Raw genomic sequence first — 21,917 nt, forward strand, 5'->3', positions numbered from 1 at the left:
ATTCCTTCTTAAAAAGTCAGATTCTTTTCTATTTTCTATAAAATATTCTTATAGCTTCCCCATAAATTGGTAATAAACAACTAAAAAAACAATCCCTTCTTGGTGACAGGAATTGCTCTCCACTTATCCTCTAGAATATTTTATCAATAACCATCGTCTCTTCTCTTCCGGGTCCAGTAGAAACTATACTTACTTTAACCTTTACTAACTCTTCTATTCTTTCAATATATCTTTTAGCATTAGGTGGTAGTTTCTTGTAGTCACTAAGCCCTGAAATTGACTGTTTCCATCCTGGCAAGGTTTCAAATACAGGTTCACAGTCAGCAAGTTTTTTCAAGGATTGAGGAAACTCTTTTAATAATTCCCCATTATATTTATAACCCACACATATCTTTATTGCATCAAGTTCATCTAGCACATCAAGCTTTGTGATAGCTAGGTGAGATATCCCATTAATACGTACAGAATATTTGAGAATAATGGCATCAAACCAACCACATCTTCTGGCTCTCCCTGTGGTAGTGCCAAATTCTTGTCCTGCCTTGAGTAATTGCTCACCTATAGTATCATTCAATTCAGTTGGGAACGGCCCTTCCCCAACCCTTGTTGTATATGCTTTTACTACTCCTATAACCCCTTTAATCTTTGTGGGCCCAATTCCGGAGCCTATACAAGCTCCACCTGATGTAGGGTTCGAAGATGTGACAAATGGATATGTACCATGATCCACATCTAATAATGTACCTTGGGCACCCTCAAAAAGAATATCCTTACCTTCATTATGAGCAGTATTTATCTGCAATGAACAGTCAACTAAATATGGTTTCATCTTTTGCCCGTACTCAAGATAATTCTCATACATTTCATTAAAATCAAAGCCTTTATGCCCATAAATCTTGTCTAAAAAGAAGTTTTTCTCCTCTAAATTTCTACCAAGGATTCCTTTAAAATCTTCTGAATCCATTACATCAATAACTCTTATTCCCAATCTAGAGATTTTATCCATATAACATGGACCAATACCTCTTTTAGTAGTACCAATTTTAAAGTCTCCTCGTTTCTCTTCCTGTAACTCATCTAATAATCGGTGATATGGCATAATAAGATGTGCATTTGTACTAATCTTTAATGAATTACTATCAATATGATTTTCTGTTAAATATTCTAGTTCCTTGAATAGAATGGCCGGATCAAGAACAACTCCACTACCAATAATGCACGTTTTACCTGGATACAAGATCCCAGAAGGAATCAAATGTAACTTATAAGTTTTATTACCTACCACTACTGTATGACCTGCATTGTTTCCCCCTTGATATCTACATATAACATCTGCCTTCTCAGCTAAAAAATCTGTGATCTTTCCTTTTCCTTCATCTCCCCATTGGGCTCCTACCAATACAACTGCAGACATTTGCAGTTCACCTCCATAACTAGACCTCAGGCCCTTTATAATATCATTACCCTTTTCAACTATTAATATCTTAATATTTATTTTACACATTTCTTAAACATCGTAGCATTTATCCAAAAATATTCAATATGGGTTAAGACCCCCACTACTATAAGTGGACTCTAAACCAGGTGGAGTAGAGTCTCCATCTGATTCCCCAATGTTCGGGTTTGGCTGAACGAGTTCACTATATTGCCTTACACAAGCATTTTTACATAAAATTACTCAAATACAGACTTAGAAATTAGCCTTCTATTTGAGTACCACCTTTTTTTGTATATTTCTTCTCAACCCGTAACATTTTACCATATCTATGTTTGATAGTCAACTTTTGGAAGGGGACAACATACCTGAATCGTATGTGCCTCTTGAATAGAATGTTCCTAATTTATCCGATGGCTAATAGTTTTCCTCAGTCCAAAGTTTAATACCATTTTCTCTTAATAAAGCTGCTGTAACTCCAATTCCACTAATAGTTTTTCCTGTAAAACAACCATCATAGATTTGCGCCACTCCACATGATGGGCTTCTCTCCTTTAGTATGGCTTGAGAGACATTTGCATCTAAAGCAATTTTTAAGACCTCTTCTGCTCCTTTAAGAAACAGTTCCGTTAAATCTTCTCCCAATTCATTGATGACCTTTGCCTGACCCTTTAAGACATCAAGACCACTTCCTCCCGTGATCTCACAAGGAATCCTGGGAGTAGGTGCGCCTCCTAATTGTTCAGGACAAATAGGAATAACCTTACCTTGATTCATAAGCTCTAAAAGCTCTGGCTTTAGGTTATTACCACCATTATACTTGCAATTTATCCCTACCAAGCAACCGCTTATTAATATCACAGTAATTATCCTTTCAGGGAACTAATAAGTGCAGGATACTAGGAAGAACTTTAAAATAAGCTGGTAAAGTACCGATTATCTCTCCATCAGCATGCAACACTAATGGAGAATTTGAACTAATTCTTATTTCCTTAGTAATCAATGTATCAACTCTGGGGTGCTTAACATGGGTTCCTTTATAAATCTTCGGTAAAGTTCTCAAAATATCCATTCTACTTACCTTTTTCGCTAAGCATATGTGGAGAAAACCATCATCTATTTTTGCCTGCGGAACAATTTTCATTCCTCCGCCAATATAAGGAGCATTTGCTACAGACAAGAAAAGAACTTCCTCTGTTTGTCTTGTATTTTCAATGAAGATGTCTACTGGTAATGATTTATAAGTTAGTAAGACCTTTACTAAAGCGAAAAGATAAGCTACAGTTCCAGTAACAAATTTGAACCCAGAATTTACTTCATGGGCTACTTGAGCATCAAATCCTACCCCAGCTATATTAATAAATTTCCTTTGGTTTACTTCTCCTAGATCGATGATTCTTATTCTACCCTTTGTCATTAATTTTAAAGCTAAATCCTTATCATATGTAATTCCTAACTCCCTTGCAAAATCATTACCCGTACCTGTTGGAAGAACTCCTATTTCAATATCCCCAGGCAAATCAAGTCCATTTATAACTTCGTGTAAAGTTCCATCACCACCGGCAACTAGAATTCTTGAATACCCTGCTTTTTGAATTTCTCTAGCTAAGTTTGACGCCATACCTCTTGCACTTGTGAAGAACACCTCAAAATCTAATTGATTATCAATTAACCTCTGTCTAATCTCTTTCCATTTTTCAAATGATTTCCTTCTACCTGCAACAGGGTTAACTATAACTGCTGTCTTCAATTTTGGACCTCCAACTATTTCATCAGCAAGAATACTTATTACTACTTCTATTTTGGATTCCAATACTCCTCTTTTCTCTTTCTTTAGATTAGGCGCCTTAGCTAGATTCCGAGTGTATTTAGAGGCCAGCTAATTTTCCAGTTGCCTTCATTTCTTATAAGATTCAATCTTCCATAGAAAATCTCGTGTTGATTGTTTTTTTCACCAACAAACCAGATCTGAACACTTGCCAATCCCTGTTCTTGCTGAATACGAACTTCACCTAAATCAAACTCAATAGCATTCATTTTTGTTTGCAGGTCATTTAATTCTATTTTGAAATCTTCAAGAGTTAGAGATTTACTACCAAAATCTACTCTATCATATGCAGAGGAATAATTACTTCTAAAAAAGTCCTTTAAAAATTCATTTACCACATTAGTTGGAGAATCCGAAGACCACCATTGAGTCATATCACCTTTTAATTGAATTTTGTTATCAATTTTCCAAGAATTATTCTCCCATTTAACATGGTATTCCCATTGCCAAGGCTCTCCGTAATTTCCAACAAGGAATACTATAAGTTCTTCATTCCAATACGGAGTACCTACAATGCTTTTCCCATGTTCTTCACCATAACGAATACCTTCTTTTCCGGCTAAGAAATCACTAGCTTCTGTAAATCTCTCTTGATATGGTAGATAATATCTTTGCCTTTCAAATTGTACCAACCAACCCTCATCAACGTTCTTTAATACTACCTCCCCCAAAAATTCAGAAGACCAAAACCCATAAAGCACTACTGCTTTATCTCCAAATATACTATCAACAATTACCGATATTTCCCCTGGATCATTTCCAACCTTAAATCCTATTTTATTCAAATATTCAGCGGTTGCTTCAGTAATCGCCTTCTCTATATCTGAACCTGCTATTTCCTTCTCCTGGCTTTTTTTACTCTCCAAATGCAAATAGTTAACTATACCAGTTTTCCTATCAACATCAATTAGTTTAGCGTCTTCATATGCAGGTACAAGATCATGATCATTGATCTTATACTTATATATTGTAGCTACACCTCCTGTATCTACAGAGTCAAAGTAGATGGTTTCATCAGCTCCCCAAGAAATCCTAAACTGTCCCAACTCTCCTGAATAATCTTTATCAAATAAATATACTTCTTGAATATATTCAGTATCAAGGTCAATTAGCCAAACTCCCATATAATCATTACTTTCACCAAGTATGGCAACTTTAGTCTTTTCTGTGTCAACTTCATAAGACATAACCCAACTGACTTCATCAGGCAAAAGCTCTTTTAGCTTTTGAGTAGCTTCGTTATACAAGTTAACACCTTCAATTAATACTCTGCTATTATCCAACCAAGTTATAGGTGCATTATCGTCTCTTGTATTTTCTTTATATGAAGTTAATAGTTTTTTATTATTCTTATTATGCCAATCCCAATAAATATAATCTATCTGCAGATTATTACTATGCACATCATGCCATCCCAAAAGAGTTATACTTTTTAGTTCATTTGGCGAAAAATATTCTCCTAGTACAAAAGAACCCTCGGGCGGAGAATATTCACCCGCATTATCCTTATCTTTATCTTTAACCTCTTCCTGGGGATCTTTAAAATCAGGTTCATCTTTAACCTGATCATCTTGGCCATTTAATCCCAAACCATTATCAACAATTATGTCTTTTCCTAGGTCCTTACTAGGGGTTTCTTCAGAATCAACAAGTCCTATATTGGAAGGTGAACAACCAAAAAGTAATATTAAAGAGATGCAGATTATTATTATGTACTTGTTTGAATTTTTCATGATTATTCCTCCTTACTAAATAGACTCTATAAATACAAAAAAAGTTTCACCCATTTCCATATTATACCATAATAATCTGAAATTAAACTCTTTTTTTAACATACCATTTATCCTAAGAATATCATTTAGTCGTTGCATATAATGTTTAAAATTTATGAACTTTTTATGATTTTTTTATAAACTTAAAAAAAGGTAAAAGCACCGTGCCTTTACCTTCATCCAAAAATACTCTATATGGGTTAAGACCCCCACTTCTTTTAAGGAAAGGGACACACCTGTGAGTAGAACCAGGAATGTCCCCAATATGGCTAAATCAGGTGGAGTAGAGTCTCCATCTGATTCCCCGATGTTCAGCTTTGGCTGAACGAGTTCACTTCTTGGCTATATTGTTTTACTCTTCCGGGCTACCCTTTGCATAATCAACAAACTTAGTAAATTCAGGTAAAAACACAAGCTCTATTGTTCCCGTAGGACCATGTCTGTGTTTTGCTAAAATTATTTCTGCTATACCTTTTCTTTCAGATTCAGGATCGAAGTAATCTGGTCTATGAATAAACATAACCACATCACTATCCTGTTCTAATGCGCCTGATTCTCGTAAATGACTTAAGTTAGGTCTTTTATCGTGCGTTTGCTCTACAGCTCTACTTAACTGTGAAAGTGCCAAAACTGGTACACTTAACTCTTTCGCAAGACTTTTCAGAGATCGCGATATCTCTGAGATTTCCTGCTGCCTATTTTCTGTTCTACGGGACCCTCTCATTAATTGTAAATAGTCAATAATTATTAGACCTAGACCACTTTCTGATTTTAGTCTTCTTGCCTTTGCCCTAACCTCCATAACTGAAATAGAGGGGGTATCATCAAGATATATGGGAGCATCTGCAATACCTTCAGCAGCTTGAATTAGCCTTTTCCAGTCGTCCTCATTTAGGTTGCCGCTTCTTAACTTATGCTGATCCACCATTGCCTCTGACGCCCATAACCTTTGAACTAACTGTTCCTTTGACATTTCCAAGCTAAATATTGCTACAGTCGTTTTACTCTCACAAGCAACTTTCTGAGCAATATTCATGCAAAAAGAAGTTTTCCCCATTGCAGGCCTAGCGGCACAAATGATTAAATCGCTTGGTTGTAATCCCGATAACAGCTTGTCCAAGTCTTTAAAAGTTGCTATGCCCGTAACGTCACCTTTGTGATGGGTGAGCTTCTCCACTTGATCAAAGGTCTCCACAAGAATATCTTTGATGTGACTAAATCCTTCTTTGTGTTTTTTCTGCCCGATTTCAAATATGGACTTCTCTGCCTCATCTAAAAGTTCTGTAACCTCAAGACCACCGTGATATGATTTATGCACTATTTGAGAAGCAGCACTAATTAATGAACGTATAATTCCTTTTTCTACAATAATTCCGGCGTAAAAATTTATATTGGCTGCAGTAGGAGAAGATGAAGATAGCGTAGCTATATAAGTTGCTCCTCCTATCTCTTCTATTTTATTATTTTGTCTGAGTGCTTCAACAACAGTAAGCATATCTACAGGCTTATTTTTTTCAACCAGTTCAAGAATAACCTGATAAATAACCCTATGCGCCTGCCTATAAAAGTCCTCAGGCTTTAGAATATCCCCTATTGAATAAATGGCTTCCGGGTCAATCATTAGGGCACCTAATACTGCCTGTTCTGCCTCAATACTGTGTGGTGGCAATCTCTCTTCAAGAACACTCATATCTATATCTTTGCCTCCTGGTCTAGCAAACCTTTTCTTCTTTGGTAACCTTAACAATTATTTCTTCAAGAGCTTCTTCAACTGTAGATACAACAATAATTTCTATTCCCTTTAGGTCTGCAGGAAAATCTCTTTCATTTTCTTTGGGAATTAAAACCTTTTTCATTCCCGCTTGCTTTGCGCCATAAATCTTTTCTGAAATACCCCCAACAGGTTTTACCTTGCCTTGTACTGATACTTCACCAGTAATAGCGATATTTTGCATAAGGGGAACTTCCTGCATGCAGCTTAACAATACTAAACAGATTGCTAAACCAGCTGAAGGCCCATCAATATTTCCCCCACCAATGACATTTATATGCACATCATAGTTTAATAACTCTTCTCCAGTCAGCCTTCTAATTACTGAAGCAGCATTAAACACAGAGTCCTTCGCCATGCTCCCAGCGGTATCATTAAACCTTATGGTACCTTTTCCCTCGTCCTTGGCAGTAAAAACAACAGCTTCAATTTCTAGAACTGAACCAACAAAACCGGAAACCCCTAAACCAAATACTTTACCTATGGCAGGTTTGGAATTAGCTTTTAATGTAACATAGGGGACAAGTCTTGAACTTTGGATAACCTCATAAATATCTTCTTCAGTAATATACACTCTTTTAGGAGGCCTGCCCTTTTTGGTTTGTAACTTATATAAAGCCAAACCATAGGCATCAGCTAGGATACTATTTGCTTTTCTGCCCTCTATAGTATATTCACTAATTATTTCTGCTACCATTGGATGTAAATCTATCCCTAGCCTCATGGAAGATTGATTTATTATCTGCTTTATATGAGTAGGCGACAGGGGTTCAAAGAATATTTCTGCACACCTCGACCTGATAGCAGGATTTATCTGATCCGGGCTTCTAGTGGTAGCACTTATTAAAACAAAATCAGCAGGTGCACCTTCATCAAATATTTTTTTAATATACTGAGGTATCCTATCATCACTTGGATCATAATAAGAAGACTCGAATTCAACTCTCTTATCCTCAAGAACCTTAAGCAGCTTATTTAGTAAAATAGGATCTAACTCTCCGATTTCATCGATAAATAACACTCCACCATGAGCTTCTGTTACAAGACCAAGTTTAGGTTCTGGAATTCCACTTTCGGCCAAATCTTTACGCGCACCCTGGTATATAGGGTCATGTACGGAACCAAGTAATGGATTAGTTACTTCCCTTGGATCCCATCTTAATGTTGCACCATTTACTTCAATAAATGAAGCATCCGTTTCAAATGGAGATTTCTTTAACTTCTTTGCAGCATCAAGTGCAATTCTAGCCGCTGTAGTTTTTCCTACTCCTGGAGGTCCATATAGTATAATATGCTGTGGATAAGGAGATGAAAGTTTTGACATCAATGCCTTTACTGGCTTCTCCTGACCAACAATTTCATCTAGTTCCTTAGGCCTTAACATTTCCATTGCAGATTTGGCAAGGCTTATAGAATCCATTTTTTCCAAAACTGCCAGTTTTTTTAATGTCTGAGCATTTTCAGGATTTTGATTTTCTTTAAGAATCTGCATTTTTATTTCTTGATAATACTCTTCTTGGCGTTCTAACATTTTAGTAGCAATTTTTCGCTCTAATTCTTCTTCCACAGAACGTAATGCAATCTGTTCTGCTATTGCTTCTTCAAGTGTGTCTAGGGTTTTTTCTGCTTTTTTTGCCCCAGGAATTTCATCTAATGTGGGATCCTCTAAAACAATTTTTTGCAAAGCTAATAGCCTTTTACCAACATGATTTGAATTCAACAAATCTAAAGCATTGAGTTTGCTTGCTTTTAAGACTAGCCTATCAGTCCCATATAAATCACATAAAATGGTAAAGATGGCTGTTATCCTATCAATTATTTCAATCTTATATCCTGTTTTTTTAAGTGATGGTAGTTTGATATCTTTTTCATAATCTTTTGTTACATCTTCAAGAATACTAGGCATAAATAACTCCTTCCCTTTATTCTGCTGCTTTTACCGTTATGTTAATTTCCCTATGAACTTCGGGATGTAGTTTGATTTTAACCTGATAATCACCAAGATTTTTTATTGGCTCTGGCAGATCTATTTTTCTTTTATCAATCTTTTTACCAAGTTGCTCCTTAATAACAGAAGCAATTTCCATACTTGTAATGGACCCAAATAGTCTTCCCTTTTCACCAGCTTTTGCGGTTATAACCAAGGGGGTTTTGCTTAAGTCGTCACCAACGGCTTTTGCTTTTTCCTTTTCCAATTCTTTTTCCTTTTGCTGCTTTAATTTCATGGTTTCTAGATTCTTAATGTTTTGTGGAGTAGCTTCAATAGCTAATTTTTTTGGAAACAAAAAATTTTGGGCAAATCCATCTGCTGCATTTACTATGTCTCCCTTGTTTCCCAGCTTTTTAACATCTTGAATTAGAATTACCTTCATTTCCAACACACCCTTCTAACCTTTTTCCTTATTATTTTTTTCTTTCATGTATCCTATTTTACGATAGTTAAACAAGGGGTCAAACAATCCTGTTATTAATAATACCATTAAAGTTAATGGAATGTTTAAAACAATTATAACCAATAAAAGAACTTTAAGTAAGATGGAAATCTTCCATTTATTATAATAGAAGGCCAATACTGATAACCCTTGAATAAAAAGTATAGGGAAATACATATACATAATATTCATGCCTATTATCGAACCAACTTCCCAACTTCTAAAATCCCCATACAACAGTAGGGCTAAACCCACTATTACTCCCCAAATAAAATACCATGGTATCTGCCAGTAGCGAAACATTGGGAGCTGGCTAACCTGTATAGTTAGCTTTTGTAAAACCTTTCTAGTTATAAAATAGGTTATAAATGCAACAGTCATCCCATATATCACCATAGTAGCAGGTATTAATTTAACTAACAAGTTTGACATGGACATGATAGTATTTCGTATTTCTTCTATAGTTAGACCTTGTTCTTGAAGTCTATCAAGAACCCCCATACTCTCATACATTATAATAACACTATCAGTAGTTTCTTCAAAGGCAGCTGTAAGATCAGCTATACTAAATCCCATTATTAGAAAACTCAATAGAAAAGATATTACAGTAGAAATAGCAACTACTATAGTTCCCATCATTATTATTTTTGAAAATTCGGCCCTTTTACTAAAATAATAACTAAAAACTACACCAAGACCTGCAAACTGAACAATAAAAATAAATGCTCTCCACGGAGTAGCCAATATCATTAGCAAAATTGCAGAAGTAATCAAGGCCAATATTCCAGTATAAAAGTCTCTCCGAACAGCTACAACTATTATGGGTACAAGCCATACAAAAACTGTTATAACTTGAAATGGGGGAATGTAAAAACCAATTAAGGCAATCATTGCTGCTAAAGCAGCCATTAAAGCTCCTTCTATGTAGTTTTTTAACTTCATTTGACTATCCATGTCAATCAACGCTCCTATATACAGCTTTCTTGGTTTCTGATAGATTTTGCATTAGCAATGCATAAAATGCAAGAAACAAGAAGCATGAGAAAATCCTGAATCCTGCATCATGCCTCCTGCCTCTTTAACTTATATAAAAGGGAGCAAAGTTTTTGCTCCCCGTAATACTACTGCATTTATCCGATGGCTAACTCCACCTGAATAAAGAATCCTGTTTATTCGATTGTATATGGTAGTAATGCAATATGTCTAGATCTTTTAATAGCAGCTGTAAGCTGTCGTTGATGTTGAGCACAATTACCAGAAATCCTTCTAGGTAGAATTTTGCCTCTTTCTGTTATATGTCTACGTAAACGGTTTATATCTTTGTAATCAATATGCTCTACTTTATCAACACAGAAGCCGCAAACCTTACGCCGTGAGCGCCTACGATCTTTTTTCATGGTTTGCCTCCTTTATATTAGAATGGAAACTCACTATCATCTGGTATTCCAAGTTCTTCTCCGAAATTTGTGTCATTGGATGCTCCTACTTTATCCTTTGGCCAATCCAAGAATCGTACATTCTCTGCTACAACATCTGTAGCCTGCCTTTTGCTTCCATCTTGTGCCTCGTAGCTATTTATCTGTATACGTCCGTCAACAGCTACTAACCTGCCTTTACCAAGGTTTTTTGCACAAACTTCAGCTAGCTTACGCCAAACTACTATTCTGATGAAATCCGTTTCTCTTTCTCCTTGCTTATTAGCAAAAGGTCTGTCAACGGCAAGAGAAAAATTAGCGACAGGTATACCTGAGCCTGTATATCTTAATTCTGGATCACGAGTTAATCTCCCAATGAGAATTACTTTATTAAGCAACCAAGACACCCCCCAAATGAATTACCCTTTATCCTCTTCCACAACTTTTGTGTCTTCCACAACTTTTGTATCTTCTACAACTTTTATATCTTCTACAACTTTTGTGTCTTCTAATCGGACAATTAGATAACGAATAACATTCTCAGTTATCTTAAATACTCTTTCTAATTCCTGAGCCGCTGCAGGCTCACTCTGGAATAGAAGTAGTACGTAGTATCCATCTTTTATTTTCTTTACCTCGTAGGCCAATCTTCTTTTGCCCCACAAGTCCACTTTTTCTACAACCCCGCCCTGATCAACAATTATGTTTTTAAATCTTTCTATATTCTGAGTAGTCTCTTCTTCTGACAGTTCAGGATGTAAAATATACATACATTCATAATTACGCACTATTAACACCTCCTCCCTATGGTCTATGGCCCCATTTCTAAAATGGAGCAGGGAATACCATAAAAATTATAGCACAAGGCACCTTCTAACACAAGCTTGTTGAATAATAACTTCTAATTTTCTAATTACTTGTATAATATCCGTTCACTTATTTACTTATGAAGGAAGTTTGTCTTTAAGGTAGTTTTGTAAAGAAACCATCTTATATTCTTCCAACTCTGGTTGTTCAAAATTCTTTATACGCTGCTGAGCCTCTTCCCATGCAATTTCTATGGCATTTTTTTTCTTATCCTGCCAAGTACTCCAATTGCTTCTATCAGATACCATTGGAGTATAAAACTCAGTACGATACCTAGCCAAAGTGTCAGAGTGCTCTAGATAATGACCTCCAGTCACAACATCTTTGGCAAGAGAAATAGCATCATTTCTATCAACCATATTGATACCTTGAAGTATTCTTTTTATCCTACCGCTAATCTCCTCATCCCAAATCCATTTTTCTAAGCTTATTGTTAGGAAAGACTCCATGACACCTACACCATGTAGCACAATATCCACGCCATTTCCAAAAGTAAATAATAAATTAGTAGTCGCTTCTATCCCTGTTTGAATATCAACCTCTTTACTATCGGTAAGCCCTCCACCACCTCTATATGGAATACCATAATAATTGGCTAATTGTTTAAAAGCAGTAGTAAGCAAACCATATTCCGGAGCGCCTATACAGAGGTTCATTGTTTTCATGTCTGTAATAGTTGAGGTGTTTCCATATACTACAGGACTTCCTGGGTTAACCAGTTGAGTCACTAAAATACCTGTCATAATCTCTGCATTATTTTGGAGTATAGTTGCCCATAGACTAGTTGGAGATGTAAACCCAGCCATTGAACAGCAGGTCACCACTACAGGTTGATTATTTTTTGAGTAAACCCAAATAGCTTCAAGCATTCTCTCATCCCATGCCATTGGAGATAAAGCATTTACAACACCAAAGATAAAGCTGTCTTTTTCAGATGCCGGTTCAACTACTAGTTTTGCCATTTCAATACAATGTGTGGAAACTTTTGTACCCATAGACATTCCCATAAGGGGTTTATCACAATGCTGTAGCAACTCTTTCATGAAGACCAAGTGCTTGTATTCCTCCTTTATATCTGATGGATCTAATATACCAGCACATACAGCTTGTATCTGTTCACTAGTCTGAGCTAATTTATAGAAATCTACCACATTAGTTAACTTTCCTTTTCTTCTTCCTAATTTATGGTCATGAACAAATACTGGCCCTCCAGTAGGAGCCATAACTATTTCGCCTTTTCCAATAGTAATGCTGTTAACTCTTTTGCGAGCTGTAATTTCAAAGAAGCTTGGAGCTAATTTAATCATTTCTTCAATGAGATTTTTAGGAATCTTAACTATGTCCCCATTCCCAGTCACAGCACCATTTTCAACCAACAATTCTTTTGTTGCTTGATGGTGAATAGCAATACCACGATCATTCAACAAATCCATGGTTTGAAAATGTAGTTCTTCAATTTGATCTTTTGAAAAAACTTTCATATCCCAAAACATTAAAGATAAACCCTCCTTTCAATGTCCCCAACTTATGCAACTTATGAAACCTCCGTTTAGGAGGTTTAGTAGTTTCATTCATTAATTGTGCTTTTGCTAGAAACTATGTCTTTCACAGATTTCTCAAATTTGGGCCTTGAAATCATAAGACTTCTTGTACACCCAAGACATTTAATTCTAAAGTCAGCTCCTGTTCTAAGCACTTCCCACTTATCACTTCCACATGGATGAACTTTTTTCATCCTTACAACATCCCCTACTTGAAATGGATAAATCTTGTATTTACTCATAGAATTATTTCTCCCTTCCTTGATAAATAACCCTACGTGGATACGCAACAGCTGACTGTTCCACAGTATCAATGATTACTGGATTATTCATTACTACATCCATAGCTTCCTTTGTTCCTAAATTTTTTAAGCTTTTATACATTTGTTGTTTAATCTGATCAGATGACCCAGAAATTGCCTTTTCAAAAACGTTTTTAAAACTAATATCTTTTTTTCCTGCCAAATATTTTAAAGCTGCCACTCTAGTTTCAATGTTTGGCGAATCTAAGCATTTCAACATTTCCCCATTTATTTTATAATTTATTATGTCATTTGTTATATCGTTGGCTTTTTCAAATTCCAGAAGTCCAAGAATTTCTATAATAACTACATTGCTCAATTTTGGGTTGTTTATATTATTGATTAATTCTAAAGCAGCAATGGATCCATATCCAACAAGGATCTGCGCTAGTCTAGCAGGTAAACAAGAGCTATCTTCTTTCAGCTCTTTTACAGTCAATTCAACTACTTTTTTGTTTTTATATAAAATTAAGGTATGTGCAGCCTCAAACCGAATAGACTCTCTGTTATCAGCTAGCCTTTTAAAAATAAAATCTAAAGCTTTAAATGGTTTTAAAAGTCCTAATAAATCTAATGAAAAAAGAATTTCTTTTTCGCTTCCTTTATTTAACTTGTTATAGATCATCTTCATATAACCTATATCTTCTAACACAACAAGTAATTGTTTCTGTAGGTAGGACTCTAAATTTGGATATACTTCCTTTAAAACATAAGTTACCTCTTCTTCAGAAAGCTCTTGTAAGGAATTAATAACCCATGGGGAAATTTGTTGCTCCATTGATAAGAAATTTCTAATAAGCTTATCTACCTTTGCATTTTTGATTTTATTTTTTAGACTACCTAAAAAATTTCTCATTAACTCACCTGTTTATACACTAATTAATTTGTTATTATACATTTTTTCTACAATGGTATACATATTAGAAATACTTCCTACACAAAGCTTATCTTTTACCTGGTAATAATCTAGACAAGTTCCACAGGAAAGTATTTCTACTCCCTGTTTCTCTAATTGTATTATTTCCTCTAATACGTGGGAGCCTTCACAGGTCAGAATGATTGCGCTATTAATAAATATTATTGTTTTAGGTAGTGGATATGTCTCAGTTAACGTAAAGAAGAAGCTTTTTGCAAGTACTCTTCCTAACTCATCATTGCCTTTACCTATATACTGAGACGAAACTAATACCGCGATGTCTCTGCCAGAATCTATTTCTTCAAGCATAACATTTTCTTTTTTTATCCTGATATAATAATTATCTTCTTTCTTTTCAACCTCAACCGGATAATCAAAACTATTGGCAAGTCTTATTACATTATCTTTAGCTATATCATTATCTACAATAGTTGTTAAAACACCAGACTTTATTTCTTCTAAAGCCTTTTTAGTGCATATTACTGGCTTAGGGCAACCCATACCCCTCGCATCTACCAAATTATCCATTATTTTCCCTCCACAGTTATGTATTTTCCGGTGAATTCTAGTGCCTGGCCTATTATATAGCCTTCTACCCCTGCTGCTTGCAATCCACTAATTAAGTCCCTTGATCTATGAGAATCTACAGCAATCAAAAGGCCCCCAGCTGTTTGGGGATCAGCTAGAATATCCCTGTATACCTCATTCACATTTTTACTCCATTTTACTTTGGACTCTATATATTTTAAATTCTCTCGTGCCCCAGCTGGAACAATACCCATTTTTGCTAAATCAATTACTCCATCAATTATGGGTACTAATGATAATTCAACTTCAATGGTAACATTACTAGCCTCTGCCATTTCAATCATATGGCCAAGTAAACCAAACCCTGTTACGTCAGTACAAGCAGTAGCTCCCACTTCTATCATTACTTGACAGGCCTTATCATTTAAGGCAGTCATTACTTGGATAGCCTTTTTAATGGATTTTTCATCAGCAACATTTCCTTTGATTCCAGTACTTATGATACCTGTACCTATGGGTTTTGTTAAAACAATGGTCTGGCCAGGTTTTACACCTGCATTGGAAATAATCTTATTAGGGTCTATAAGAGCGGTTACAGAAAGTCCATATTTAGGTTCATTATCCTCAACGGTATGACCTCCAACAAGAACTGCTCCAGCTTCTTGTATTTTAGAACACCCTCCTTCGAGAATATCACCTAATACTTGAATATCCAAAAAGTTGGGAAAGCAAACTATATTCATAACTGTCAATGGTTTAGCACCCATTGCATAAACGTCATTGAGGGAATTGACAGCAGCAATTTGCCCAAATAGGTAAGGATCATCTACCATGGGAGTAAAAAAATCAAGTGTTTGGACTAGGGCAGTAGTTTCATTAATTTTATAGACACCAGCATCATCCAGTTTTTCCCCGCTGACCAGCAGGTTTGGGTCCTCAATTTTCGGTAATCTCCCAAGAATTTGAGAGAGTACTTGAGGACCGACTTTAGCTGCTCATCCAGCTGCCCTAACCATTTCTGTTAAACGTATTTTGTTAGCCTTCATGCCCTAACACCTCCCTTTATCTAGTATTTAATTATATATTACACGTTTTTTAATAGTTTTGCCAGCGGATACCATTTCTAGGCCTATTAAAACAACTAAATAATTTTGTTCATTCATGTACTTTATCAATAACTAAAGTTTTGTTAAACTAAAAGATATACGAGATTGAATCTATATCTTAGTACTGGAGGTCTTTTATGGATTATACAAAACTATCTAAGGAAGAACTTGAACAAAAACTTAAGGAGCAAAAAGAACTTCTTGAAGAAGTTGAAGCGGAAAGATATTATGTTTTGGGCAAAACCACCAGTCAACACGTTCCAGGATACCTTAATAAGGAGTATGCAAAAGAAACCGAGGAAATAAAGAAAAAAATCGAAGAAATAACAAAGGCATTATTATTGTAAGAATTAGAGCAAATGTAGCGCCGATCTAGAAAAAACTTGGCTATTGCCAAGTTTTTCTATGCATTATATACTTATTAACCCAAAGATATAGTTGCCTATTAGAACAAATAAATCCAATAAATAAGAAAACGCATAGGAGGATTCAATGATACCTGCTATACTACCATTTTGTGAAGCTGAAAGGATGACCATGGGTGAAAGTAATCCAAAAATTATCGCTAAGACTATTATATTAATTGTAAATCCCAAAGCCGCACCCGACAATTTATTTACTGGTCCAAGGGGAGTAAAAGCAAATAATCCAGATAAAAAATTAACTGCTAATTTAACTATAATTCCTGTAACTGCAAATAAAATAAGAAAGCTGAAGCCTTTAAGAAACATTCCTGCCAAACCATATGCTATTATTTCAGATAAGCTTACATCAAAATAATTACCGGTAACTATTAATTGCTCTATATTTTTAATTAAACTTGTTTTCAAAAAATCTGGCAGAGCCATTTCCTGGACCCCAGCATTTACTATAGCTTGACTAATATTTTCTGCTTCAAAGGAAAAATTGGGTAGCGGGAGAACCTTAATTATAATTTCTCCAAAACTAGCAACCACATCAAACTGCTTGTCCAAGTAACCTGCCAATGCTTGATTATATTTTACAGCTACTAGTATGCTAGCTATCCACCCAAACACACCACCTAGACTTCTTATAAGCCCATTTTTAAATCCCTTATAGGAACCCCAAACCACAATGAAAATTATAATAATATCAAAAACATTCACTTTCTCCCCTCCTAGTATTAGGGTAACTGTAACAAAATATTGGATATATCTCTCAATAGATAATGCACAATCCTTAAATATTCCAGCAGTTTTTTCTATTATACTATGTTATCGGAACATTTGGTAGAAATGCATCAATATTGCAGCTATTCCTCCTGCCATAAGGGGTCCAACAGGAATACCTCCAAAAAAAACAATACCAATAATACCACCAATTACCAGCCCAATCATTAGTCCGGGGGCATGTTGTAGCATATCCAATCCCTTGCCATTCATATATGTTGCAACAGCCCCACTCACAATAGCTATTAGACCAGGTATAGAGATAAAACACTTAAATATTTCTTTTACGGGAACTCTCCCAGCGGCAAATGGAACAAGGACTGATAACATTAAAAAAAGCAAGCCCATCTCCAATCCACGTCTTTCTATGATTGGAAACAACCTTTGCAAATTTGTAAAATGTATGAGCAACATAATAGCAGCGGCAGCGGCTACTACATTTGATCTTCCAACTATTCCAAGTATTAGAATAACTAGCATTAATACTGTAGCTGCATTCATGATATCGCTCCTTTACTTAATGGCCCTAGTGTAGTAATTTTTTAAAAATTAGGTTAAGGCTTTGTACAATATATGCAGTGGTGCTTAGTCCTATTCAGAAAGCTTCTACAATGGGAATAGGCCCTGCAATTAAAACAAAATTTGGCTTGCGCCAGTGGTTCTAGCATTGTGTCTTTTGCAATGCGTAGAAATACCAGTACTATAGTGCTCCAAGTCTTTAATGCAGATGGAAGCCTTAGTTTTGTGAATACTATTTACCGACAAAAGTTGAAGTTTCTGATAGTAAAAAACAAAAAAATTGGGCTAATTGCTTAACCCAATTTACGTATTAACAAAAAAGGAGGTTCAGTCCTCTATACTCTTTTCTACGGCCTTGATTATATTTTGATAGCCTGTACATCGGCACATGTTACCGGACATGCCCTTCTTAATATCTTCTCTGGATAGTTTTTTACCACTATCTAGAAGGGCTCTGGCAGACATTACAAATCCAGGAGTACAAAAACCACACTGTACTGCACCTTCATCTACAAAAGCCTGCTGTAATTTAGACAATTTACCCTCTGTTTCTTCCCCTTCAATAGTCTTTATCTCTTTACCGTCAGCCCATATAGCCAGGTAAATACAGGAATCAATTGCCTCCCCATTGACAAGCACCGTGCAGGCACCACATTCACCCACAGAACAACCTTTTTTCACGCCTTTTAAATTGAGTTCATTACGCAGTACTTCCAACAAGGATTCACGTACATCAACCTCCACAGTCACTTCCTTGTTATTTACTTTAAAAGTAATTTTTTTAGTAGTCATTATAGCTCCCCCCCGGCTTTGATAAAGGCTTCTTTAAATGCTCTCTTGCTCAATTCTTCAACCAATTGCAGTCTAAATTCCTTGGAAGCACGCCATGATGTTCTCGGATTCACCTCTGCGACAGCTGCTTTGCTAATTTCATCTAGCAATTCCTCACTAAAGGTTTTTCCAATTGCCAACTTTTCAGCCTTTCTGCAGCGAACAGGAGTAGGGGCAGCCACTCCAAAGGCCAGCCTGAAATCTTCAACCAACATTTTATCTTTTATTTTACAAACAACTGCACATCCTAGAGTAGCAATGTCCATGGCATTACGCATGGCGTACTTAATATAGTGGCCTCCAAAACCTCTGTAGTTTTCCTGGGAAAGTAACACAGCTGTTAGAATTTCATCATGTTGTAAATCTACTTTGCCAGGACCCTGATAAAAATCCTCAATAGCAATAATTCGGATGCCTGAGGCACCTTGAATTCTTAAACTAGCATCTAATGCAAAGAGAGTAGAAGCACTATCGGCAGAAGTAACACCATTGCAAATATTCCCACCGATGGTACCAATATTACGAATCTGAGGGCCACCTACCATCTCTACTGCTTCACCTAAAACAGGTACATTTTCTATAATTAGAGGATGATTAGCTATCTTGCTGAAAGTAGTACCTGACCCAATAACAATGGTACCATCTGCTTCATAGGAAATACCAGAAAGTTCAGGTATCCCATGAATACTTATCAATTCAGTATCTTCAATTTTCCCTCCGTGAATTTTAATTAACACGTCGCTGCCCCCAGCTATAAGGCGTGCTTTAGGATTTTCCTGCAATAATTGAATAGCTTCCTTGACGGAATGAGCCTCCTCAAATTTGACAATATTGTACATGTCATCACATCCTTTCTAAATCAATCCTGCATCTTTAAATTTATTAAATAGGGTTTGCGGGTTCATGGGTAATTGGTTACATTTAATACCTGTAGCATCGTAAATTGCATTTCTAATCGCCGGAGCCGGACTAATAGCAGGGGGCTCGCCTACCGACTTACTTCCATACGGGCCAGTTGGTTCATAGCTTTCTACAAAGCTGGCACCAATTTCAGGTGTATCCATGATTGTCTGTAATTTATAATCCAAGAGATTATTGTTTAAAGGTTTACCAGTTTTGGGATCGAAAAGCAACTGCTCAGAGAGAGCATACCCAAGTCCCATGCTAACGCCTCCATGTATTTGGGCTTCTGCTAGCTGCGGGTTAATTATTTTTCCGGCATCATGGACATTATAGATTTCTAGTACTTCTACTTTCCCTGTGGTAATGTCCACCTCTACCTCAGTAAAGGTACAGCCAAAGGAAAGCGCATTAACCCTGGCATTGTTGGAAACATCAGCAGTAATAGGTGCTGAAAAGACCTGGTTATAATAAGAATCCAGAGCTACTTCTGCAAGGGGTATGATTTGTTCACCATTATGCTTGTAGACAATCCAGGCATTAACTATGTCCATGGAATCAGCTGGAATATCTGTCATGCCCCAAGCATAATTCAAGACCTTTGTCTTGATCTCATCAGCTGCCTTTTTTACGGCCATACCTGAAATATATGTCTGACGCGAAGCATAAGATCCCGTATCAAATGGAGTAATATCTGTATCCTGAGTAGAAATAACATGAACCATATCCATTGGAATGCCAATAGCTTCAGTAGCAATTTGACCTAAAGCTGTATCGCTACCCTGTCCAATTTCAGTAGCACCTATCTGCAGCTGTATGGAACCATCCTGGTTTAAGACTATCCGTGCACCTGCTACTTCCAATCCTATGGGATGAGTACCAGAACCATAGCTGAAACAGGCCATACCAAGACCGCGTCGTTTCGATCCTTTTTCTAATGGTTTTTCACCTTTTTGTTTATCCTTCTTTTCATCCCAACGGATGAGTTCTTTACCCTTTGCAATACATTCCCTAATCTTGCAGCTTCCAGCCCGGATATTTGTAAGAGGATCCACATACCCTTCCTGCACAAGATTTTTTTTGCGAAACTCTATAGGGTCCAGACCAAGTGATATGGCTACATCTTCCATGTGAGATTCAAGAGCAAATTTAACCTGAGGAATTCCATAACCTCTCATGGCTCCTGCCACAGGCATGGTAGTATATACTGTAGTGGCATTAAATTTAATTGCCTCTTGAGAATAGAGATGTCTAAACTTTGTCCCTGAATTAGATACTACTCCATGTCCTTGGGAAGCATAACCTCCATTTAAAGAAACTGCTTCAAGTTCCCTAGCAACTATGGTGCCGTCTTTTTTTACACCAGTTTTAATTTTAAAATTTATAGCATGCCTAACCCTGGTCGCAACCATGCCTTCCTCTCTGGAATACTCCAGCTTAACAGGACGTCCATGTACAACAAGTGAAAGGAAGGCATTGAGGGGTTCCTGTACTGCGTCTTGTTTGTTGCCAAAACCACCACCCACATAAGGTTTAATCACACGAATCTTACCCCAGGGAATATCTAGTGCCTGCCCAACTATTCTTCTTACAATATGGGGTATCTGGGTAGAAGTGTTAATAACAATACGTCCATCACTTTCCACGTAAGCGTAAGAAATATGGTTTTCCAAATGACAATGCTGCACAGTACTGGTCTTAAATTCGTCTTCAAAAACATAATCTGCTTCTGCATAAGCTGCTTCTAGATCACCTAATTCATACCCGGTATTTTTAATAATATTTTTTGTCCCTTGATGTATTTCAACAGCACCTTCCTTGAGAGCATCTTCTGCTGTCAAAATTGGTTCATACTCTTCATATTCCACTTCAATCAGTCTCAATGCTTGTTCTGCAGTTAATTCATCTACTGCTACAACTGCGGCTATTTCATCACCATAAAAACGTACTCTCCTAGAAAGCAGGTTTCTATCTGCCACATCCTGATGATTGGGATCTTTAGAGTAGGGGTGGCCCGCTGTAGGGAAAGTGTGTCTGGGAACATCCTCATAGGTAACTATGGCCTCAACACCTGGAACAGTTCTGGCTTTACTGACGTCAATTCGTTTAACCCACCCGTTTGCAATAGTACTGCGTAACACCTTAGCCACTAAAACCTCTTTTAAAACGAGATCATCAACATATTTAGCTTGACCGCGTACCTTAGCAATGGCATCAATTCTTTTAATGCTATTTCCAACATTTAACATTATTCTCCCCCTAAATTGAAATAAGATCTTAATTATCAGTTAGATCAAACCAGATGATAAAACAAAACTTGGCTTGCGCCAGTAGTTCTAGCATTGTGTCTTTTGCAATGCGTAGAAATACCAGTGCAAAGCCGCCAGTAGTTCTAGCATTGTGTCTTTTGCAATGCGTAGAAATACCAGTGCAAAGCCGCCAGTAGTTCTAGCATTGTGTCTTTTGCAATGCGTAGAAATACCAGTGCAAAGCCGCCAGTAGTTCTAGCATTGTGTCTTTTGCAATGCGTAGAAATACCAGTGCAAAGCCGCCAGTAGTTCTAG

21 protein-coding genes and 1 pseudogene are annotated in these 21,917 nt (G+C 36.5%); 1 reads left to right on the forward strand and 21 read right to left on the reverse strand.

All coding sequences use genetic code 11. From position 1 onward, the window contains the following. Positions 1-130: 130 nt before the first annotated feature. The 16 genes and pseudogenes from APF76_02100 to APF76_02175 form a co-directional block, all read right to left on the reverse strand. Positions 131-1,414 carry an adenylosuccinate synthetase gene (locus APF76_02100; GenBank protein KUO52934.1) on the reverse strand — a complete coding sequence of 428 codons (1,284 nt, stop codon included), beginning with the start codon at positions 1,412-1,414 and terminating at the stop codon, positions 131-133. A 438-nt stretch (positions 1,415-1,852) separates the two neighbouring features. Next, positions 1,853-2,296 (reverse strand): hypothetical protein, encoded by a 444-nt coding sequence (locus APF76_02105; GenBank protein KUO52935.1) that lies wholly within the window; start codon positions 2,294-2,296, stop codon positions 1,853-1,855. A 13-nt stretch (positions 2,297-2,309) separates the two neighbouring features. Next, positions 2,310-3,248, reverse strand: coding sequence for a hypothetical protein (locus APF76_02110; GenBank protein KUO52936.1), 939 nt, complete (start codon positions 3,246-3,248; stop codon positions 2,310-2,312). Positions 3,249-3,286: 38 nt separating this feature from the next. After that, positions 3,287-4,996 carry a hypothetical protein gene (locus APF76_02115; protein KUO52937.1) on the reverse strand — a complete coding sequence of 570 codons (1,710 nt, stop codon included), beginning with the start codon at positions 4,994-4,996 and terminating at the stop codon, positions 3,287-3,289. Positions 4,997-5,387: 391 nt separating this feature from the next. Continuing rightward, positions 5,388-6,725, reverse strand: coding sequence for a replicative DNA helicase (locus APF76_02120; protein ID KUO52938.1), 1,338 nt, complete (start codon positions 6,723-6,725; stop codon positions 5,388-5,390). A 22-nt stretch (positions 6,726-6,747) separates the two neighbouring features. Beyond that, entirely contained in the window at positions 6,748-8,667 is a 1,920-nt protein-coding gene (locus tag APF76_02125; GenBank protein ID KUO52954.1) for an anti-sigma factor, read from the reverse strand. A 61-nt stretch (positions 8,668-8,728) separates the two neighbouring features. Next, entirely contained in the window at positions 8,729-9,178 is a 450-nt protein-coding gene (locus tag APF76_02130) for a 50S ribosomal protein L9 (GenBank protein KUO52939.1), read from the reverse strand. Positions 9,179-9,193: 15 nt separating this feature from the next. Next, a complete protein-coding gene (locus tag APF76_02135) occupies positions 9,194-10,192 on the reverse strand; it encodes a hypothetical protein (GenBank protein KUO52940.1) in 999 nt (332 codons plus the stop codon). A 215-nt stretch (positions 10,193-10,407) separates the two neighbouring features. Next, entirely contained in the window at positions 10,408-10,635 is a 228-nt protein-coding gene (locus tag APF76_02140; GenBank protein ID KUO52941.1) for a 30S ribosomal protein S18, read from the reverse strand. Between the two features lie 17 nt (positions 10,636-10,652). Further along, on the reverse strand, positions 10,653-11,051 hold the full coding sequence (locus APF76_02145; GenBank protein KUO52942.1) for a single-stranded DNA-binding protein: 399 nt from the start codon (positions 11,049-11,051) through the stop codon (positions 10,653-10,655). Between the two features lie 105 nt (positions 11,052-11,156). Further along, positions 11,157-11,441 (reverse strand): annotated as a pseudogene (locus APF76_02150). Positions 11,442-11,597: 156 nt separating this feature from the next. Continuing rightward, on the reverse strand, positions 11,598-13,013 hold the full coding sequence (locus APF76_02155) for a hypothetical protein (GenBank protein ID KUO52943.1): 1,416 nt from the start codon (positions 13,011-13,013) through the stop codon (positions 11,598-11,600). 74 nt (positions 13,014-13,087) lie between these two features. Beyond that, positions 13,088-13,303 carry a hypothetical protein gene (locus APF76_02160; protein KUO52944.1) on the reverse strand — a complete coding sequence of 72 codons (216 nt, stop codon included), beginning with the start codon at positions 13,301-13,303 and terminating at the stop codon, positions 13,088-13,090. A 4-nt stretch (positions 13,304-13,307) separates the two neighbouring features. Continuing rightward, entirely contained in the window at positions 13,308-14,219 is a 912-nt protein-coding gene (locus APF76_02165) for a hypothetical protein (protein KUO52945.1), read from the reverse strand. A 12-nt stretch (positions 14,220-14,231) separates the two neighbouring features. Next, on the reverse strand, positions 14,232-14,807 hold the full coding sequence (locus tag APF76_02170) for a SirA family protein (protein ID KUO52946.1): 576 nt from the start codon (positions 14,805-14,807) through the stop codon (positions 14,232-14,234). Continuing rightward, a complete protein-coding gene (locus APF76_02175) occupies positions 14,807-15,769 on the reverse strand; it encodes a selenide, water dikinase (protein KUO52947.1) in 963 nt (320 codons plus the stop codon). The genes APF76_02170 and APF76_02175 overlap by 1 nt, the downstream gene beginning before the upstream one ends. A 281-nt stretch (positions 15,770-16,050) precedes the next feature. Here APF76_02175 and APF76_02180 point away from each other — a divergent pair, with 281 nt between their 5' ends. Then, positions 16,051-16,260, forward strand: coding sequence for a hypothetical protein (locus tag APF76_02180; protein ID KUO52948.1), 210 nt, complete (start codon positions 16,051-16,053; stop codon positions 16,258-16,260). Between the two features lie 63 nt (positions 16,261-16,323). Here the strand turns inward: APF76_02180 and APF76_02185 are convergent, their stop codons facing one another. From APF76_02185 to APF76_02205, 5 genes are all read right to left on the reverse strand, one after another. Beyond that, positions 16,324-17,040, reverse strand: a complete 717-nt coding sequence (locus tag APF76_02185; GenBank protein ID KUO52949.1) for a hypothetical protein — start codon at positions 17,038-17,040, stop codon at positions 16,324-16,326. A gap of 108 nt (positions 17,041-17,148) precedes the next feature. Further along, complete coding sequence (locus APF76_02190) at positions 17,149-17,604, reverse strand: hypothetical protein (GenBank protein KUO52950.1); 456 nt, start codon at positions 17,602-17,604, stop codon at positions 17,149-17,151. 345 nt (positions 17,605-17,949) lie between these two features. Continuing rightward, complete coding sequence (locus tag APF76_02195) at positions 17,950-18,414, reverse strand: xanthine dehydrogenase (GenBank protein ID KUO52951.1); 465 nt, start codon at positions 18,412-18,414, stop codon at positions 17,950-17,952. Beyond that, positions 18,414-19,292 carry a xanthine dehydrogenase gene (locus APF76_02200; GenBank protein KUO52952.1) on the reverse strand — a complete coding sequence of 293 codons (879 nt, stop codon included), beginning with the start codon at positions 19,290-19,292 and terminating at the stop codon, positions 18,414-18,416. Before APF76_02200 ends, APF76_02195 begins: the two co-directional genes overlap by 1 nt. Positions 19,293-19,307: 15 nt before the next feature. Further along, positions 19,308-21,602, reverse strand: a complete 2,295-nt coding sequence (locus tag APF76_02205; GenBank protein KUO52953.1) for a xanthine dehydrogenase — start codon at positions 21,600-21,602, stop codon at positions 19,308-19,310. Positions 21,603-21,917: the final 315 nt, after the last annotated feature.

Origin of the sequence: Desulfitibacter sp. BRH_c19, assembly GCA_001515945.1 — a bacterium.
Classification (GTDB): domain Bacteria; phylum Bacillota; class DSM-16504; order Desulfitibacterales; family Desulfitibacteraceae; genus Desulfitibacter.

Excerpts from the sequence above, each read along its gene's own strand:
- APF76_02100 (KUO52934.1), bottom strand. The coding sequence starts at position 1,414 with ATGTCTGCAGTTGTATTGGTAGGAGCCCAATGGGGAGATGAAGGAAAA.
- APF76_02115 (KUO52937.1), bottom strand. The coding sequence starts at position 4,996 with ATGAAAAATTCAAACAAGTACATAATAATAATCTGCATCTCTTTAATA.
- APF76_02120 (KUO52938.1), bottom strand. The coding sequence starts at position 6,725 with ATGAGTGTTCTTGAAGAGAGATTGCCACCACACAGTATTGAGGCAGAA.
- APF76_02130 (KUO52939.1), bottom strand. The coding sequence starts at position 9,178 with ATGAAGGTAATTCTAATTCAAGATGTTAAAAAGCTGGGAAACAAGGGA.
- APF76_02135 (KUO52940.1), bottom strand. The coding sequence starts at position 10,192 with ATGGATAGTCAAATGAAGTTAAAAAACTACATAGAAGGAGCTTTAATG.
- APF76_02140 (KUO52941.1), bottom strand. The coding sequence starts at position 10,635 with ATGAAAAAAGATCGTAGGCGCTCACGGCGTAAGGTTTGCGGCTTCTGT.
- APF76_02155 (KUO52943.1), bottom strand. The coding sequence starts at position 13,013 with ATGTTTTGGGATATGAAAGTTTTTTCAAAAGATCAAATTGAAGAACTA.
- APF76_02160 (KUO52944.1), bottom strand. The coding sequence starts at position 13,303 with ATGAGTAAATACAAGATTTATCCATTTCAAGTAGGGGATGTTGTAAGG.
- APF76_02165 (KUO52945.1), bottom strand. The coding sequence starts at position 14,219 with ATGAGAAATTTTTTAGGTAGTCTAAAAAATAAAATCAAAAATGCAAAG.
- APF76_02170 (KUO52946.1), bottom strand. The coding sequence starts at position 14,807 with ATGGATAATTTGGTAGATGCGAGGGGTATGGGTTGCCCTAAGCCAGTA.
- APF76_02180 (KUO52948.1), top strand. The coding sequence starts at position 16,051 with ATGGATTATACAAAACTATCTAAGGAAGAACTTGAACAAAAACTTAAG.
- APF76_02190 (KUO52950.1), bottom strand. The coding sequence starts at position 17,604 with ATGAATGCAGCTACAGTATTAATGCTAGTTATTCTAATACTTGGAATA.
- APF76_02195 (KUO52951.1), bottom strand. The coding sequence starts at position 18,414 with ATGACTACTAAAAAAATTACTTTTAAAGTAAATAACAAGGAAGTGACT.
- APF76_02200 (KUO52952.1), bottom strand. The coding sequence starts at position 19,292 with ATGTACAATATTGTCAAATTTGAGGAGGCTCATTCCGTCAAGGAAGCT.
- APF76_02205 (KUO52953.1), bottom strand. The coding sequence starts at position 21,602 with ATGTTAAATGTTGGAAATAGCATTAAAAGAATTGATGCCATTGCTAAG.